A 17,129-nucleotide genomic window follows, 5' to 3' on the forward strand; every position below is an offset into this window, starting at 1 on the left:
CAGGGCACCCCGCACGCGCACCGCACGCACACTTCGACGGGACCGGCGGGCGGCCCCCGGCCGACGGCCCGTCCAGGCCGTCGACTCCGGCCCAGTGTCAGCAATGCATTGACACTGCGTCAAGACTCCGCCTACGGTTCCCGGCCCATACGCAACCCGTCGGTAGCACGATGCGCAGCCCGTGTTCCGCACCCCTGCCCGCCCCCTCCGCACGCGCACGTTCCCCTGGGCGTCGCCTCTGCCGCGCGCCCGCCCGAGCCGCACCTCCCAACGCCCCCTGGAGTGCCCGGATGCGCCGTACCGCCTCACCGTTGTCCCTGGTCCTGCTGGGCCTCGGCACCTTTCTGCTGGTCCTCGCGCCGCTGCTCGCCTGGTACGTGGAGCCACGGGCGGCGGTGAATCCGATCGACATCGACACGACCGCCGTCTACACCGGCACGGGCAGCGTCTTCGACGTGGAGCAGGTGAAGACCGTGCCGGACCAGGAGATCACCGTGACCCAGCGGGTACGCGGCGATGTGGCCGAAAGTGAGCGCAGCGGCGCCGCGGTGTGGGACGTGATCACCTCGGTCGACACGGAGAAGTCGCTGCCGGCGGCCGATCCGCACGACGCGCTGGACTTCACCCCGCACCGCTGGGTGAGCGACCGGAAGACCAACCGGCCGGTGCACTGCTGCGACGAGAAGCCGTACATCGAGGGCGAGGCGTACCTGAAGTTCCCCTTCGACGTGCAGCAGCGCTCCTACCGCTGGTGGGACAACACGCTCGGCGCGACGGTGACGCTCCACTACGAGGGCCGCAAGAAGATCCGCGGCTATGAGGGACTGCGCTTCACGGCGAAGGTTCCGGCCACCAAGACCGGCACACGGCTGGTCCCCGGCGCCCTCGTCGACGAGCCGAGCCGGCCGCAGGTGCTGGCGGAGGAGTGGTACGCCAACCACGGTCTCGAACTGGTCGTGGACCAGAGCACGGGCCGGGTGCTCTACGCCCAGACCGGGCCGCGCCGGACCCTCAGGGCACCCGGCGGCGACGAGGACGCGGCGGTGCTGCTCGACAGCGAGAAGCTCGCGTTCACCACGGCCACACAGAAGTTCGCGGTGGACCAGGCGGAGAAGGACAGCGGACTGCTGCGGCTGGTGGGGCGGACGGTGCCGATCGGTGGCGCTGTGGCCGGGTTCGTCCTCGCCGCGGTGGGTGCCGTTTTGGTCGTGCGCGGCAGGCGGCGCCCCGATACGTCCGAGTCCTCCCAGGAACCGATCACGATGTGACAGGGCGTCAGTTCAATAAACCCCGGAAATTGTCACGCCGGTGAGTAGCAGCTTCGAACCGCTGGGCGAAAACTGTCCACCCCACCTGAGCACAGCCCACCCACACCCCGTCCACCACCCCCTCCCAGGAACGAGAGCCCCGCAAGCCCCACCCGGACCCCCCGCCCACCGGAACATCCCCCACAGCGAACGTCCTTCTCCCCGCTGAGTTCCGCACCCCGAGACGAGTTGGAGCACCCATGCCCCAGCACGTGCCGTTCTCGCTGGTCGAGGTGTTTCCGCGCCTTGACCAGCATCGGCCGGCAGGCCCCCCACAGCCGCGCCGGATCGTCTTTCTCGCCCGCCGTGACCTCGGTAATCCGGCAGCGGGGGGCTCCGAGCTCCTCGTCGACCGGCTCGCCGACGGCCTGACCCGGCTCGGCCACCAGGTCACCCTGCTGTGCGGTGGCCCGGCGGCCAACCGCGACTACCGGGTCGTGTCGGCCGGCGGCGACCTGAGCCACCATCTGCGCGCCAAGTCGGCCTTCGCCCGGCAGATCGGCGACTGCGACCTGCTCGTCGAGGTGTGCAACGGCATGCCCTATCTCGCCCCGCTCTGGCATCAGGGTCCGACGATGTGCCTGGTCAACCATGTGCACACGGATCTGTGGCAGTTGCGGTTCGGCGGCGCGCTGGCGCCGGCCGCGCGGCTCGGCCGAAGACTCGAACACTGGTCGCTGACGGCCGCGCAGCGTCGCAACCTCGTGGTCGCGGTCTCCTCCTCCACGGCCGGCGCGCTCCGCGCGATCGGGGTGGACCGGGAACGGATCCGCGTCGTGCACAACGGCGTCGAGGAACCCGGGCCGCGGGCCGAACGCTCGCCCGAGCCGCTGTTCGTGGCGGTGGGACGGCTCGTCGAGTACAAGCGGATCGATCTGCTGCTGCGGCTCTGGGAGCGGGTGCGGCCGGTCACCGGCGGACGGCTCGTGATCATCGGCGACGGGCCCGAGCGGGCGCGGCTGGAGGCGATGGCCGGGGCGGGCGTCGAGTTCGCCGGGCATGTGACCGAGGAGGAGAAGCACCGGCTGCTGTGTGCGGCGTGGCTGCTGCTGCATCCGTCGGCCGTGGAGGGATGGGGGCTGGTCGTCACGGAGGCGGCCGTACGGGAGACGCCGTCGGTGGCCTTCGATGTGCCGGGGCTGCGGGATTCCGTCGTCGACGGGGAGACGGGGGTGTTGGCGCGGGGGGAGTCGTCTTTTGCGGCGGCCTGGTGTGCGCTGGCGTTGTCGACCGATCGGCGGGTGCTGATGGGGAAGGCGGCGCGGGAGCGGGCCGCGCACTATCGGTGGGATCGGACTGTGCGGCAGTTCGGGGCGGTGGCTGCGGAGGCGGTTCGGGGTTTCGAGCGGTGAGCGCCAAATGGGGTGCCGCGAGGGTGCGTTGGCGGGTGCGGGTGCGTCGTGGCTTGTCGCGCAGTTCCCCGCGCCCCTTCAGTGGACCGGCAGCGTTGAAAGACCCCTCTCTGCGTCGCTCCATCACCCTCTTTCGGGCCTTCATGCGGGAGCAGGACGATCCCGAGTACTGCTATGCGCTGCTCGCCCGGGATGCCGTCGATCAGGTGGAGGCGTACGGGGGTGGGTCCGTCGACGGGCTGACCGTCGTCGATGTCGGGGGCGGGAGCGGGTACTTCACCGAGGAGTTCCGGCGGCGGGGTGCGCAGGCGTATCTCTTCGAGCCGGATCTGCGGGAGTTGGGGGCGAAGCCTCCGGACGGGGCGGTCGTCGCCGACGGGTATCTGTTGCCGTTGGCCGACGGGGTCGCGGATGTCACGTTCAGCTCCAATGTGCTGGAGCATGTGGCGGATCCGCCGACGTTCATCAGTGAGCTGGTCCGGGTCACGCGGCCCGGCGGGCTGATCTATGTGTCGTTCACGAACTGGCTGTCCCCGTGGGGCGGGCACGAGTGGGCGCCCTGGCACTACCTGGGGGCGGAGCGGGCGCGGGCCCGCTATCGGCGCCGTACGGGTAAGGACGCCAAGCACACTCTCGGCGAGAACCTCTTCGCCGTGCACATCGGACGCACTTTGCGGCAGGTGCGCGGCCGGGACGACGTGACGGTCGTGTCGGCGCGCTCCCGCTACTGGCCGTTTCTCGCGGAGACCGTCGTGAAGGCGCCGGGTCTGCGTGAGTTCGCCACCTGGAACCTTCTCCTCATCCTCCGGCGGTGTCCACCATGACGAGCACGGTCCAGGCTCCACCTCCCGCGCCGGTTCGGCCGCCGGGCACGACCGAGGGTCCCCCTCCTGAGGGCCCTCGGTCGCGGCGCTGGCTGCTGGGGTTCTGGGCCGTGGTGTTCGTGCTGCTGGTCGCGGCGCAGCCGGGGCGGCAGACCTTCGACACCAAGCTCGGGGTCACCACCGATCCCTGGCAGTTCGTCTCCGATCTCGGGCAGCTCTGGCACGACCGGGCCGGGTTCGGCGGGATCCAGGACCAGTACGTCGGCTATCTGTGGCCGATGCTGCCGTACTACGGCCTGACCGATCTGGTCGCGCTGCCGGTGTGGCTGGCGGAGCGGCTGTGGCTGTCGCTGATCGTGTCGGTGGCGTTCTGGGGTGCGCTGCGGCTGGCGGAGCGGCTGGGGATCGGGAGTTCCGCGTCCCGGCTGCTGGCCGCGTCCGCCTATGCGCTGTGGCCGGTGTTCACCACCGTCGTGGGGTCGACCTCGGCCGCCGCGCTACCCGGTGCCTTCCTGCCGTGGGTGCTGCTGCCGCTGACGGACGAGCGGTACAGCGCGCGGGTGGCGGCGCTGCGGTCGGCGCTCGTCATCCCGTTCATGGGCGGGGTCAACGCGTCCGCCACGCTGGCCTCGCTGCTGCCCGTCGGGCTGTATCTGCTCACCCGGCCGCCGGGGCCCCGTATGCGGAGGCTGATCACCTGGTGGGTGCCGGGGGTGATCCTGGCGACCGCCTGGTGGGTGGTGCCGCTGTTGCTGCTCGGCTTCTACGGGGAGAACTTCCTTCCGTACGTGGAGAGTTCGCAGACGACGACGGCCACGATGTCGGCCACCGAGGCGCTGCGGGGCGCCGGCAACTGGGTGGGGTATCTGCACTTCGGTGAGGCCTGGCTGCCCGCCGGGTGGGCCGTCGCCGCCTCGGTGATCGTGATCCTGTCGTCGGCGCTGGCGGCGGGGCTGGGCCTCGCGGGGCTGGCGCGGCGGGACATGCCCGAGCGGCGCTGGCTGGTGCTGACCGTGCTGGTGGTCGCGCTGGTCACGCTCGCCGGGTACGGCGGGGTGTTCGGGGCACCCTTCCACGGGGTGGTCCAGGACTGGCTGAACGGGGGCCTCGCGCCCTTCCGGAACATCTACAAGTTCCAGACCGGGCTGGCACTCGCGCTGGTCCTCGGGCTCGCGCATCTGGTGGGGGTGGCCGTGCGGGAGCGCGGGGCCCGCCGGGTGCGGGGGCGGCGGTTCGCCCCGCTGATCGCCGCCGTGTTGGTGATACCGGGGCTGCTGTGGCCGTATCTCAACGGGGCGGTGCTGCAGCCGGGTTCGTTCCAGGAGCTGCCCAAGTACTGGCATTCCACGGCCGATTGGCTGAAGAAGTACTCGCCGGACTCGCGGGCACTGGTCGTACCGGCCACCGCGCACGGCATCTACACCTGGGGCACCACCGTCGACCAGCCGCTCGACGTGCTCGCCGAGTCCCGCTGGGCGCAGCGCGACTACGTCCCCTTCGGCACCGCCGGCAACCGGCGCGCGATGGACGCCGTCGAGCAGGCGTTGCTGACGGGCGCCGAAGTCCCGGGCCTGGCCGACTACTTGAGCCGGGCGGGGCTGTACTACGTGGTCGTACGCAACGACCTGGACCCCGACCAGATCGGCGCGGTGCCGACGACGACCGTGAAGCGGACCCTGGAGCAGTCCGGGTACGAGCGGGTCACCGGCCTCGGGCCGACGATGACCGGCGGGCGGATCGCCGAGGGCACCCCCCTCCAGGTCGAGGGCTTGTACGCGCGGCAGCGGGCCGTGGAGATCTACCGGCCCGCCGAGGACGTACCGCGTCCCGGGCAGGCCGGGCTGAAGGCGATCGCGGACACGGCCGTCGTCTCCGGCGGGCCCGAGTCGCTGCTGCCGCTGGCCGCCGACCCGGAGCTGCGCGACCGGGCCACCGTGTTGACCGGCGACAACCACCCCGGCCTCGGCACCCCCGCCGTCCAGGTGATCGGTGACGGGCTGCGGCGGGCGGACACCCGGTTCGGCCTGGTCAACGCCAACACCTCGTACACGTATACGGCGAAGGAGCGGAACCCGAGCGGGAGCGTGCAGGACGCCGGTGAAGCGCCGAAGCAGATCCTGCCAGTGTCGGGGCTCGACCATCAGACGGTGGCCGAGCTGCGCGGCGCCAAGTCGGTGACCGCGTCCACGAGCGGCAACTGGCTGTTCCATCTGCCGCAGTACGACCCGGTGAACGCCTTCGACGGCGACCGGGACACCGCCTGGGCGGAGGGCGCGGCCGGGTCGGCGGACGGTCAGTGGCTGCGGATCGACTTCGAGGAGGCCCAGGACATCCCGGAGACCTTCGAGGTCACCCCGCTGCCGCAGGACGGGGTGCGATCGGCGCCCACCCGGATCAAGGTGGAGACCGAGCGGGGCTCGCGCTCCACGAACCTCCAGGCCGACGGCTCGACGCAGACGGTCAACGCCCGTGCCGGTGAGACGAGTTGGCTGAAGATCACGATCCTGGACTCGGCGGAACGGCACACCGGGCTGGTCGGCGCCGGCTTCGCCGAGGTCGACATCCCGGGCGTCAAGGTCACCCGGATGCTGCGGCTGCCGACCGACGCCAAGGACGCCGACGCCTCCGCCGAGGTGATCTCGCTCCAGCGGGCCGCCGACCCGACCGGCCTCTCCCCCACGGGCACCGAGCCCGGACTGCACCGCACCTTCGCCACCACCACGGCCGGCACGTACGAGATGAAGGCCACGGCCGTACCCGTACCGGGCGAGGAGCTGGACAAGCTGCTGTACGAGGTGGCCCCCGACCAGCAGACCCGGATGACGGCGACCGCCGAGTCCACGGCCTCCCTGGGGGCGGGGCTCTCGCCACGCAACCTCACCGACGGCGACCTGACCACGGCGTGGATCGCGGGCGACGACCCGACGATCCACCTGAGCTGGAAGGACAGGTGGCCGGTGGGCTCGCTGGTCCTGGCCCCGGCGGGCGGGCTCTCGGCCCGGCCTACGCAGGTCGAGATCAGCTCCCCGGACGGCGCGGTCATCGCCGGTGTCGACGAGAACGGCTGGGTGCGCTTCGACCCGATCAACACCGACCAGCTCGACATCACCGTCACCGAGACGGCCCCGATGACCGTCCACAACCCGGTCGCCGACGACGACCTGCAGCTCCCGGTCGGCCTCACCGAGGCCTACATCCCGGCCCTCGACCAGTACCGCACCCCGCAGCCCGCCCCGACCCGGGACTTCGAGCTGAGTTGCGGCAAGGGGCCGGTGGTCGAGGTCGACGGGACGCTGTACGAGACGAGCGCGCAGGGGACCGTACGGGACCTGGTGGAGCGGCGGCCGATCGATCTGACGCTCTGCCAGAACGGTGAGGCGGGCGGCGGGTTGGAGCTGGACGCGGCGGACCGGCACACCTTCGAGTCCGAGGACACCGGCGCCCTGGCCGTCACCACGGTGACGCTCACGCGCGGAACGGTCACCGAACCCTCCGCCTCCGGACGGGAGTTGGGCATCCGGGACTGGCTCGGCGACCGGCGCGAGGTCACCGTCGGCGACGGCGCGGCCTCCTATCTGACGACGTACGAGAACTTCAACGACGGCTGGAAGGCCACGCTCGGCGGCCGTGAGCTGACCCCGGTCCGGCTCGACGGCTGGCAGCAGGGCTGGCGGATCCCCGGCGGCGCGGGCGGCACGGTCAAGCTGTCGTACGAGCCGTCGGTGACGTACGAGGCCGGGCTGATCGGTGCGGGAGTGGGCCTCGCGGCCCTGGTCGGGCTGGCCCTCTGGCGCCGCCGGGAGCCCAACCCCGACGCGCCGCAGCCGACGCCGCCGGGCCCCGGCCTCTGGCTCGGCGTGGTCGCCCTCACCCTCGTCGGCGTCGTCATCGCGGGCTTCTTCGCCCTCCTCGTCCCGCTGCTGGCCCTCCTCGCCTCGAAACGGCACACCCTGCTCGTACCGATCGCCTTCCTCGCGCTGGCCGGGGCCGGTCTCGCCGCCGCCTTCGGGGCGGGCGAGCCGGTCGCGGCGGACGAGGGCGCGTTCGGGCCGGTGGCCCAACTCCTCGCGCTCATCGGGCTGTTCGCGGCGCTGGTGAGTGTGGGCGCGGACGTGGCGGCCTCCCCGGAACGGCCGGGCGCCACACGGGAGTTCGCGATACCGCCGGGTGCGCACGCGCCCACGGAGCCGCTGCCGCAGCGGCTGCGGGTGAGCCGCAGGACGCCGGCCGGCGGGCCGGGGAGCGGACGGTCCGGAGGGCCCGGAGGGCCCGAAGGGGGAGGTGGTGGCGGGTCGGTGGCGAGTCCGACGATCTCCGCGCGGGGGCCGGGTTCCCCGCACGGCGATCCGGACGGCCCGGCCGACCAGGACACCCCGACCCGGCGGATCCCGCTCACCAAGCCGAAGCCGGGGGCGACACCGCCGGGTGACGGCCCGGGCGGCGGTACGGGTAAGGGAGGCCCGGCATGACGGCGCTGGACCACCCCGCGCGGGACGACGCCGCCCACGGTCCCGTGCGGATCCCCTTCCCGGTGGTCGACGAGGTGTCCCGGCACTGTCTCCAGGAGGAGGAGCCCGAGACCGTCCACATCGAGGTCCACCTCCCGGGCCGCCTCGACCCCGAGCGCCTGCGGACCGCGTTCACCGCCGCACTCCGCCGTCATCCCCGGATCCTCATGCGGGAGGCTCCGGGGCGGTGGTACCGGCGCCGCTACGAGTGGGAGCTGACGGCGGAGCCCGAGGTCGAGGTGGTGGCCTTCCTCCCGGCAGGCCCCCACGCCCTCCGCGACGCCCGAACGCGGGCCCTGATCGAAGCCCCACCACTGACCCTGTCCCCACCGATCCGCCTGGAGGTGGTCGAGGGCGCGGGCCCGGCGATAGGCAGCGAGGCAAGCGACGACGTGGGCCACGCGGTGGGCACAGCGTCGGGCAGCCGCGCCGCCCCCTGCCCCTCCCCCGTAGCTGCGGGCAATCGTGCCGCTGGGGCGGCACGGGTGGGCGCAGCGGCACCTCGTACCGCCGAGCAGCGGAAACCCCCCGAGGCCCACACCACCCCCGGGCGCCCGAAAGCCACCGGCACCGGCACCGACATCACCCCCGGCCGCCCAACAACCCCCGGCACCGTCCTCTTCCTCACCATCAACCACACCGCACTGGACGGCCCCGCCTGCCTCCGCATCCTGGCCACCGCAGCGGAGCTGTACGGCGGACAGGACAACGCCCCCACGGCCCCACCCATCCGCCCCACCCTCACCCAGGCCGAACCGCCCCCCGCCGAGACGGACACCCCCTCCCACTGGTCCCGCCCCGCCCGCGTGGCCCAGGGCACCCCCGAACCCTCCCCCGGCAACGGCCTCCTCGTCACCGAACTCCCGGTCCCCCGCCGCCCGAAGTCCGCCCCCTACACCGTGAACGACCAGCTGATGGTCACCACGGCCCTGATGCTCGCCCACTGGAACCGGGAACACGGCGCCCACCCCCGCCCCCTGCGCATCACCATGCCCGTGGACGACCGCCCGAGGGACACGGACATGCCGATCGGCAACGGCACCCGCCTGGTCGAAGTCCCCTTCGCACCGGCCGAGTTGAACCAGTCCCACACCCCCCTCGCCACCCTCCTGCGCCGCACGGCGGACCGCACCCGCGCCCTGAAGTCCGCCCCCCGCCCCCAACTGGGCCACGGCGCCTCCCTGTTGACCGCCCCGGTGGTTCCCGTGTCCTGGCGCGCCGCCCTCACCCGGGGCCTGCGCCGGGCCGCCGCCCCCTGGACCTCGACCACCCTCCTCAGCAACATCGGCCGCATCCCCTACGCCCTGGACTTCGGCGAGGAGGCCGGCCGCGCCCACGCCGTCTGGTTCTCGGCCCCCGCCCGGATGCCGCGCGGCCTCACCGTCACGACCGCCTCGACGGCAGGCCGCCTCCATCTGGCCCTGCGCTGGTCCCGCGCCCTGCTCAGCCACGGCGACGGCGCCCACCTCCGCGACCTCTTCGAGCACTATCTGCACGCGACGGAGGAGGACATCGAGTGATGCCGACCACCACCTCACCCACCGACCCGACAACAGCCCCCCGCGGCACAGGACTTCGCGACTTCTACGAGGACCCCTCCGTCCCCGTCGCCTCCGGCACCCCCCGCAGCCTCGCCCAGGCCCGCATGCTCGCGGCCGCCCTCGGCCCTGCCACCCGTACCGGCCCCCGCACGATCCTCGACATCGGCTGCGGCGACGGCACGGCCGCCGCCACCGCCGCACCCCTCCTCCCCGGCCACCGCATCATCGGCGTCGACTGGTCCCAGGACGCCCTGCGCCGCGCGCGCACCCGCGTCCCGTACGCGATCCGGGGCGAACTGGCCGACGGCGGGCTGCCGTTGAGGTCGGAGTCCGCCGATGCCGTGCTGTTCAGCGAGGTCATCGAGCACCTCGTGGACCCGGACTCCGCGCTCGACGAGATCCGCCGCGTCCTGCGCCCCGGCGGCCATCTGATGCTGTCGACCCCCAACCTGGCCGCCTGGTACAACCGCGCCCTGCTCCTCGCGGGCGTCCAGCCGGTGTTCTCGGAGGTGAGCCTGCGGGGCATCCACGGCCGCCCGGGGACGGAGGTCGTGGGGCATCTGCGGCTCTACACCGCCCGCGCGCTGCGGGAGTTCGTGGCCGCGTCCGGCTTCGAGGTCGTACGGCTGCGCGGGGCGCCCTTCCACGGCGTACCGCGCCCGTTGCGTCCGCTGGACCGGCTGGCCTGCGCGGCCCCGTCGGCCGCGTCGATCCTGCTGCTGCACGCACGGAGGACGTAGCCGATGTGGTGGGGAGTGGCCGCGGCCCTGCTGGCGAACGCGCTGTACAGCACCGGATTCGTCCTGGAGAAACGGGCCCTCACCGCGATGCCGCAGGTGACGGTCCGCGAGCCGTTGAAGCTGCTGCGGCAGGTCGTCGGCAGCCCGCTGTGGATCGCGGGCTCGCTGTCGCTGGCCGCCGGGTTCGGCGCCCAGCTGGCGGTGTACCGGACGCTGCCGATCGCCGCCGCCCAGGGCATCTTCGTCTCCGGGCTGGTCCTGCTCGTCCTGCTGTCCGCGCGGCTGCTCGGCGAGGAGACCACCGGCCGGGAGCGGTACGCCCTCGGGGCCATCCTCGCCGCGCTGCTGATGGTGGTGCTGTCGCTGGACGAGGGCACCGACACGGTCAGTGGCGGGGCGCCGTACGCGCTGGTCCTGACGATCTGCCTGCCCGCGCTCGCGGCCGGGGTCGGCCTGTACCGGTCGGCCGAGCGGCGCGCCCGGCACCGGCACCGGCTGCCGACCACGGGGGTGGAGTACGGCGTGGCCGTGGGCCTGCTGTACGGCGTCAGCTCGCTCGCGATCAAGGGGGTGTCGAGCTATCTGACCGCCGGTGGCCTCGGGGACGCGGTCGTCGGGCTGCTGCGCTCCCCCTATCCCTATCTCCTGCTCTTCACCGGCGCGTTCGGGCTGGTGATGTCGCAGGCGGCGCTGCAGCGCTGCCGGGCCTCGCTGATCGTGCCGGTCTGTACGACGGTGACCTGCCTGTTCACGGCCGTGCTCGGCACGCTGTCGTTCGGTGAGTCGCTGCCCGACGATCCGCTGCGGCTGGCGCTGCGGCTGTCGGGCACGGTGCTCGCGGTCGGCGTCCTGCTGAGCATGCCCAAGCACGACACTCCCGCGCCCCCGGCGCCCCAACCTCCCTCACCGGCCAAGGAGTTGACCCCTCCATGAACCCCGATGACCCGTTGCTCCAGATCCTGGCGTGCCCGCTGGACAAGGGCCCGCTGCACCTGGTGGTCCACGAGGAGGAGCGCCCCGACGACACCGACGCCTCCGCCGCTGCCGCCGCTGCCGCCGCTGCCGACACCGCTCGGGCCCCGGAGTCGCTCTACAACCCCCGGCTGCACCGCCGTTACCCGATCGTCGACGGCATTCCGCAGCTGCTGCCGTCGTCGGGCGAGCAGGTGACGGAGGACGAACACGAGGCGCTCCTGCGGAAGTTGGACTCATGACGACCCTCGCCGCGCGGCTCGCGCCGCTTCTCCCGGACCGGCTGGTCGCCGCCACCGCCCGGCTCGTCTACCCGCGCTTCGAACCGGAGCTGGCCCGCCTCGACGACCTGTGCCCACCGGACTGCGGCACGGCGGTGGACGTCGGCGGCTGGTACGGCCCCTGGACCCGGCGGCTGGCGGGACGCGCCGGGCGGGTGGTGACCGTCGAACCGGTGCCCCGGCTGGCCCGCCTGCTCGTCTCGTCGGTTCCCGCCAACGTCCGGGTCGTCCAGGCCGCCGCCTCCGACCGGCCGGGCACCGCCCGGCTCTGGCTGCCGCCGGGCGACGACGGCGGACGGGGGCTGTCCTCCCTGGTCCGCCGGGACGTCCACGGCCGGGCGCTCGACGTCAGCTGCGTCACCCTCGACGGCCTCGGTCTCACCGACGTCGGGTTCGTCAAGATCGACGTCGACGGCAACGAGCTGGCCGTCCTGCGTGGCGCGGCCGGCCTCCTGGCCCGCGACCGCCCGGCCCTCTTCGTCGAACTGGAGGCCCGTATCCAGCCGATCGCCCCGGTCGTCGACCACCTCGCCGGCCTCGGCTACGCCGGCTGGGTCCTCCCCTCCGCGACCTGGCTCCCCCTGGTCCCGGCCGCCCTGGAGGCCCACCAGGCGCGTACGTCGTATCTGGCGTCCCAGGGGCTGCTGCGGCGCGTCCTGCCGTTCGCCGGGACCCGGTACGTCAACTCGGTGCTGTTCCTGCCGGACGGGCGCCGCCCGGGTGAGCCGGCCTCCGCTTCCGGTGCCGTACGCGACCATGGACGGTATGTCCTCCGCGAAGCGCCCCGGTCCCGATAGGCCCTCCGGTCCGTTCACCCCGCTCGACTTCCAGCTCGTTCTGCTGCGCCGGATGGCCGACCACAATCCGGAGCTGGTGGAGGACGCCCGGCGTGCGCTCGGCGTCTCGATCGCGCGGATGCGGGAGGCGAACCGGCGCTGGCAGGCGATGGTGCGCTCGCCCCGGGGCCGGGGGTCGGCCTCCCGGTACCGGTCGGTCCTCGGGGCGCCGGAGTCGGTCACCGCGCGGAGGATCGGCGACCTGGAGTGCGAGGCGTGGCTCTGGCCGGTCCCGCTCTGGGCCGACCTCCGCTTCGAGATCCTGCTCGCGCCGAACGGGGCGGTGTGGAACGAGTGGCTGGTGCGGGCGCCGGGGGCGGCGGGTCCCGACCTGCGCGCTGTCGGTGACCTGACGCCGTGGTCCTGCACGGTGGACGAGGTGGCGCGGGCGTTCGCGCCGGCGCGGCCGTTGGAGGGGACGGCGCCCACGCGGTGGGGGTTGCGGTTCTCGGCGCCCGACGGGGCGGGGGTGGTGCGGGAGTGTGTCGCCGAGTTCACCTGGGGGTTGTTGCAGAGGGTCGCCTGAGGGCTCGGGGGTGCGGGTTCGTCGGCGGGTGCGGCCCGGTGGGGCTTCTCGCGCAGTTCCCCGCGCCCCTTGGTAACCCGGGCTCACCCCATGCTTTTAAGGGGCGCGGGGAACTGCGCGATCAGCCCCCACCGGGCCGCAGCCAGACACAAAGCGACATCCGATCGCAGGCTGTCAGGTCCCGCACGCTATCGATCAGCCAATGCACCAACCGCTCCCAAATGCCCCCGAAATCCTCGCAAGTAGAAGATTGACGATCATCCGGCCGTCTCGGACGCCGCTGGGCCTACTGTCCGTGCAGAGTCCTGATCCTCACGGGAAGGCTGTGCCATGGCGACCCAGCACCGCGCGGAGCGAACCGTGCCCGTCGAGCGGCTGCGGCTGGGGGACCACGCGTGTATGGGACCGGCGGACATCGAGGGCGCCGGTGAGTCGCCGTGGAAGGTGTTCACCGCGTACACCCGGACGAGTCTGGCGCGCGGGGAGAAGGTCCTGCTGGTCATGGACCCGGACGACCTGAGCGACGACGAGGTGGTCGCACTGCTGGACCGGGGCAGCGGACAGGTCGTGGCGGCGCGGGCCGGCGGCCAGCTGTCGCTCAAGCGGAACACGGAGATCTACGCCCCCGACGGCCGCTTCGAGGAGCGGCGCACGATCGACACGTACGCCTCCGAGGTCGACCGGGCCTGCGACGAGGGCTGGTCGGGGCTGCGGGTCACGGCCGACATGAGCTGGGCGCCCCGGATGAAGCTGGGCCACGACCGGCTGCTCGACTACGAGGCCTCGGTGGCACCGCTGTTCGCGGACCCGCTGTTCACCGCGATCTGCTGGTACGACCGCCAGCGGTTCGACGACGAGCTGACGGCCCGGGTCGGGAAGGTCCACCCGATGCGGGTCATGGAACGCCTCGACTCCCTGGAGGTCACCGAGACCCCGGAGGGCGGGCGGATCGCCGGTACGGCCGAGCTGAGCACCCGCACCGAGTTCGTCGAGGCCCTGCGCGAGGCGCTGGAGCGGCGGGGCGACTCCGGCGGCCCCAGCCATTTCGTCCTCGACCTGCGTGACCTGTGCTTCATGGAGGCCCACTGCGCCTGGCAGCTCATCAGCCTGGCCGCCTCGCTCCCGGCCGGCAGCGAGGTCACCGTGCGCTGCGGTGAGCTGCTGGGGCTGGTGCTGGAGCAGTTGGGCGCCGGCGAGGTGCCCCAGCTGCTGGTCAGCGTGGAGGGCGAGGGGCACGGGGGTGAGGCCGGGTGAGCGGGGGACTGCGGCTGCGGACGGAGTTCGACTGCGCCGAACTCCCCCTGGTGCGCGCACTGGTCGAGGAGGCGGCACTGCGGGCGGGTTTCCCGGCCGCCGCCAAGGGTGCTTTCACGCAGGCCGCGTTGGAGATCGTCACGAACGCGGTGCTGCACGGCAGTGGTGCGGGGGCCGTCGAACTCCGGCTGCTGGACGGCGAGTTGCGGTGCGAGGTGGCGTACGACGGGGCCGTGCCCGCCGCGGGGCGGTACGACGGGCACGGTCTGCGGCTCGCCGAGTCGCTGATCGCCGGCCTCGGCACCCCCGGCCGTATCAGCGTCCACCGCACGCCCCGGGGCACCACGGTCACACTGTCGGCCCCGCTGCCGACCCGGGGCCGGACACCCCCCGTCCCGGTCCGCCTGTCCGCTACAGCCCCGCCCGCGCGCTGAACCAGGCGGCCACCTGACTGCGATTGTGGAAACCCAGCTTCACGAGGATGCGTTCGACATGGCCCTCGGCGGTGCGGCGGGCGATGACCAGATGATCGGCGATCTGCTTGTTGGTACGGCCCTGGGCGACGAGGGCGGCGACCTGGAGTTCCCGGCGGGTCAGCGGCACCGGATCGACGACCGGGGCGGTCACGGGGGCCGGGCTCTTCACCGACGCCAGGGCATGGGCCGCGCTGCCCACCGGGAGGGAGCCGTCCCGGGCGCCCGGGACGACGTACCGGGAGTCCCCGGCCACGGCGGACCCCTCGCCCGCACCGGAGGCCGAGCCGTCGTGCCGGCCCTGCGTCCCCGGCGCGGCGGCGGACACGGCACGCCGTCCGCCCGTGCGCGGGCCCGGGGCCGCGCCCTCCCGCCGCCCGCCCGTCCGCGCGCCGGCGGCCGTGCCCTCCCCCGGCTCGCCCAGCGCGTACGCGACCGCCTGCTCCGGGGTCAGCCGGCCGCCCCGGCGCTGGGCCAGGGCGTAGGCCTGGTCGCCGAGCACACGCCGGGCGTGGTGTTCGGCGGCGCGGGGGCTGCCCGGCCGGCGGTCGTCCATGGGGTTGCCGCCGATGTCGTGCCAGATGCGGTCGACGGCACCGCGCAGCACCCCGGCCCGCTCGGCGTCGCCCGCCAGCGCCTCGGCGGCGGCGAGCAGATCGAGGGTGCGGGCGAGGCTCTGGTGCTGGCGCACGGTGTACGGCAGCCGCAGACAGGCGCGGGCGTGCTCGGCGGCGCGGGTGTACTGCCCGGCCGACCAGTACGCGAGGGCGAGGGTGCGCAGCGCCCAGGAGCGGGCCCACTGTTCGCCGTGGGCCTCGCACAGGGCGACGGCGTCGGCGCACAGCGGGATCGCCTCCGCGGCGCGGCCCCGGCTGACGAGGGTGCAGGCCAGCTCGACGCGGGTGAGGACGACGAAGGCGGTGGAGGCGCGGGCCCGGCCCGGGGCGAGGGCACCGGCGGGGACGGGCGGGGGCGCGGGCACCGGGAGTTCCGCGTCGGCGGCGGCCGCGGTCCGTACCGGGTCGAGGCCGGCCAGGACGGCGGCGGAGCGGCTGTGCACCAGGGAGGTCAGGGCGCCCGCCCACATGGCGCGGGTCAGTCCCGCGTCGGGCCGGGCCCCGGCGCGCAGGGCGCCGTCCATCCAGTGCCGGCCCTCGCCCCAGATACCGCCCGCGACCCAGTGGAACCACAGTCCGGCGGCCAGCCGCAGCCCGTGCTGGGCCTCGCCGGGGGTGGTGAGGCAGAAGTCGAGGGCGGCCCGGAAGTTGTCCTGGTCGATGCGGATGCGTTCGGTGATCTCCGCCTGGTCGGGGCCGAACCAGGCCTGTTCGTACTCGGCGCCGAGCCGGGCGAAGTGGTCGCGGTGGCGGCGCCGGGTGTCGGTCGCCTCCCCCAGGTCGTGCAGTTTCTCCAGGCCGTAGTCGCGCAGCGAGACCAGCAGCCGGTAGCGGACCTGCCCGGCGTGCTCCTCGCGGACGAGCACCGACTTGTCGACGAGCCCGGCGACGGCGTCCAGCACGGCACACGGGGCGATCCGCTCCCCGGTGCCGGTGTCCTCCCCGGCGCAGACGGCCTCGGCGGCGGCCAGATCGAAGCCGCCGACGAACACGGACAGCCACGCCCACACCAACTGCTCCTGCGGGGTGCACAGTTCATGGCTCCAGTCGACGGCGGAGCGCAGCGTGCGGTGGCGGGGCGCGGAGGTGGGGCTGCCGCAGGTGAGGAGCTGGTAGCGGTCGTCGAGGCGTTCGACGAGCTGGTCCACACCGAGGGCGCGCACCCGGACCGCCGCGAGTTCGATGGCGAGCGGCAGCCCGTCGAGGCGGCGGCAGAGCCGGGCCACGGCCTGCTGGTTCGCCTCACCGACGGTGAAGCCGGGGACCACGGCCGCCGCCCGGTCGGCGAACAGCCTGAGCGCGGGGAAGGACTCGACCGCCGACGAACTCGCCGCCGAACCCGCCGACGCACTCGTGGACGGGCTCAGCTCCTCCGGCGCGGGCGCGGGCAGCGGCGGCACCTCGAAGAGCTGTTCCCCGGCGAGCCCGAGCCGGTGTCTGCTGGTGGCGAGGATGCGTACGCCCTCGGTGGCCGCCAGCACGGCCTGGGCGAGGACCGCGCAACTACGCAGCAGATGCTCGCAGTTGTCGAGGACGATCAGTAACCGCCGCTCGCGCAGATGGTCGACGAGGATCTCCAGCGGGGGCCGTACGGTCTCGTTGCGGACGCCGAGCGCGTCGTTGACGGCGTGCGGGACGAACGCCTCGTCGCTCAGCGCGGCCAGCGGGACGAGCCACACGCCGTCCGGGAACGCCCGTGCGACCTGTCCGGCCACATGTCCGGCGAGGCGGGTCTTGCCCACCCCGCCGGGGCCCGTCAGTGTCAGCAGTCGGCCCGCCGACAACAACCGTCTGACATCGGCCGCCTCGTCCCGTCGCCCCACGAAGCTCGTCAGCTCCGCCGGGAAACCGGAAGTGCGCCGCGACTCCGATCCGCCCACGATGCTGGTCACGCCCTC

General features: G+C 73.5%; 13 protein-coding genes. 12 read left to right on the forward strand and 1 reads right to left on the reverse strand.

Annotation, left to right across the window (positions count from 1 at the left end; translation table 11 throughout):
• Positions 1-290 precede the first annotated feature (290 nt).
• From pgfA to ACZ7MG_RS16000, 12 genes are all read left to right on the forward strand, one after another.
• The gene (gene pgfA / locus ACZ7MG_RS15945; RefSeq protein WP_471380187.1) at positions 291-1,268 is read left to right on the forward strand and encodes a cell envelope lipid trafficking protein PgfA; all 978 of its coding nucleotides are present in this window, start codon (positions 291-293) and stop codon (positions 1,266-1,268) included.
• Positions 1,269-1,507: 239 nt separating this feature from the next.
• Positions 1,508-2,659, forward strand: a complete 1,152-nt coding sequence (locus ACZ7MG_RS15950) for a glycosyltransferase family 4 protein (RefSeq protein WP_471380185.1) — start codon at positions 1,508-1,510, stop codon at positions 2,657-2,659.
• A gap of 143 nt (positions 2,660-2,802) precedes the next feature.
• Positions 2,803-3,483 carry a class I SAM-dependent methyltransferase gene (locus ACZ7MG_RS15955; RefSeq protein WP_471380183.1) on the forward strand — a complete coding sequence of 227 codons (681 nt, stop codon included), beginning with the start codon at positions 2,803-2,805 and terminating at the stop codon, positions 3,481-3,483.
• Entirely contained in the window at positions 3,480-7,952 is a 4,473-nt protein-coding gene (locus tag ACZ7MG_RS15960) for an alpha-(1->3)-arabinofuranosyltransferase domain-containing protein (RefSeq protein WP_471380562.1), read from the forward strand. The genes ACZ7MG_RS15955 and ACZ7MG_RS15960 overlap by 4 nt, the downstream gene beginning before the upstream one ends.
• Positions 7,949-9,511: a condensation protein gene (locus tag ACZ7MG_RS15965; protein ID WP_471380181.1), complete on the forward strand. Its 1,563-nt coding sequence runs from the start codon at positions 7,949-7,951 to the stop codon at positions 9,509-9,511. The genes ACZ7MG_RS15960 and ACZ7MG_RS15965 overlap by 4 nt, the downstream gene beginning before the upstream one ends.
• The gene (locus ACZ7MG_RS15970; protein WP_471380179.1) at positions 9,511-10,272 is read left to right on the forward strand and encodes a class I SAM-dependent methyltransferase; all 762 of its coding nucleotides are present in this window, start codon (positions 9,511-9,513) and stop codon (positions 10,270-10,272) included. The genes ACZ7MG_RS15965 and ACZ7MG_RS15970 overlap by 1 nt, the downstream gene beginning before the upstream one ends.
• Positions 10,273-10,287: 15 nt before the next feature.
• Positions 10,288-11,205, forward strand: a complete 918-nt coding sequence (locus ACZ7MG_RS15975; RefSeq protein ID WP_471380561.1) for a hypothetical protein — start codon at positions 10,288-10,290, stop codon at positions 11,203-11,205.
• Complete coding sequence (locus ACZ7MG_RS15980) at positions 11,202-11,486, forward strand: Trm112 family protein (protein WP_471380178.1); 285 nt, start codon at positions 11,202-11,204, stop codon at positions 11,484-11,486. The genes ACZ7MG_RS15975 and ACZ7MG_RS15980 overlap by 4 nt, the downstream gene beginning before the upstream one ends.
• Positions 11,483-12,322 (forward strand): FkbM family methyltransferase, encoded by an 840-nt coding sequence (locus ACZ7MG_RS15985; RefSeq protein ID WP_471380177.1) that lies wholly within the window; start codon positions 11,483-11,485, stop codon positions 12,320-12,322. Before ACZ7MG_RS15980 ends, ACZ7MG_RS15985 begins: the two co-directional genes overlap by 4 nt.
• Entirely contained in the window at positions 12,291-12,887 is a 597-nt protein-coding gene (locus tag ACZ7MG_RS15990; protein ID WP_471380175.1) for a hypothetical protein, read from the forward strand. Before ACZ7MG_RS15985 ends, ACZ7MG_RS15990 begins: the two co-directional genes overlap by 32 nt.
• Positions 12,888-13,217: 330 nt before the next feature.
• Positions 13,218-14,141 (forward strand): MEDS domain-containing protein, encoded by a 924-nt coding sequence (locus ACZ7MG_RS15995; protein ID WP_471380173.1) that lies wholly within the window; start codon positions 13,218-13,220, stop codon positions 14,139-14,141.
• The gene (locus ACZ7MG_RS16000) at positions 14,138-14,575 is read left to right on the forward strand and encodes an ATP-binding protein (RefSeq protein ID WP_471380172.1); all 438 of its coding nucleotides are present in this window, start codon (positions 14,138-14,140) and stop codon (positions 14,573-14,575) included. Before ACZ7MG_RS15995 ends, ACZ7MG_RS16000 begins: the two co-directional genes overlap by 4 nt.
• Here ACZ7MG_RS16000 and ACZ7MG_RS16005 read toward each other — a convergent pair.
• Positions 14,553-17,123 carry a LuxR C-terminal-related transcriptional regulator gene (locus ACZ7MG_RS16005; protein ID WP_471380171.1) on the reverse strand — a complete coding sequence of 857 codons (2,571 nt, stop codon included), beginning with the start codon at positions 17,121-17,123 and terminating at the stop codon, positions 14,553-14,555. The genes ACZ7MG_RS16000 and ACZ7MG_RS16005 overlap by 23 nt on opposite strands.
• Positions 17,124-17,129: the final 6 nt, after the last annotated feature.

It is taken from the genome of Streptomyces sp. NPDC107538, from assembly GCF_055657445.1.

Coding starts and splice junctions, on each gene's coding strand:
- pgfA (WP_471380187.1), top strand. CDS start 291: ATGCGCCGTACCGCCTCACCGTTGTCCCTGGTCCTGCTGGGCCTCGGC.
- ACZ7MG_RS15950 (WP_471380185.1), top strand. CDS start 1,508: ATGCCCCAGCACGTGCCGTTCTCGCTGGTCGAGGTGTTTCCGCGCCTT.
- ACZ7MG_RS15955 (WP_471380183.1), top strand. CDS start 2,803: ATGCGGGAGCAGGACGATCCCGAGTACTGCTATGCGCTGCTCGCCCGG.
- ACZ7MG_RS15960 (WP_471380562.1), top strand. CDS start 3,480: ATGACGAGCACGGTCCAGGCTCCACCTCCCGCGCCGGTTCGGCCGCCG.
- ACZ7MG_RS15965 (WP_471380181.1), top strand. CDS start 7,949: ATGACGGCGCTGGACCACCCCGCGCGGGACGACGCCGCCCACGGTCCC.
- ACZ7MG_RS15970 (WP_471380179.1), top strand. CDS start 9,511: ATGCCGACCACCACCTCACCCACCGACCCGACAACAGCCCCCCGCGGC.
- ACZ7MG_RS15980 (WP_471380178.1), top strand. CDS start 11,202: ATGAACCCCGATGACCCGTTGCTCCAGATCCTGGCGTGCCCGCTGGAC.
- ACZ7MG_RS15985 (WP_471380177.1), top strand. CDS start 11,483: ATGACGACCCTCGCCGCGCGGCTCGCGCCGCTTCTCCCGGACCGGCTG.
- ACZ7MG_RS15990 (WP_471380175.1), top strand. CDS start 12,291: ATGTCCTCCGCGAAGCGCCCCGGTCCCGATAGGCCCTCCGGTCCGTTC.
- ACZ7MG_RS15995 (WP_471380173.1), top strand. CDS start 13,218: ATGGCGACCCAGCACCGCGCGGAGCGAACCGTGCCCGTCGAGCGGCTG.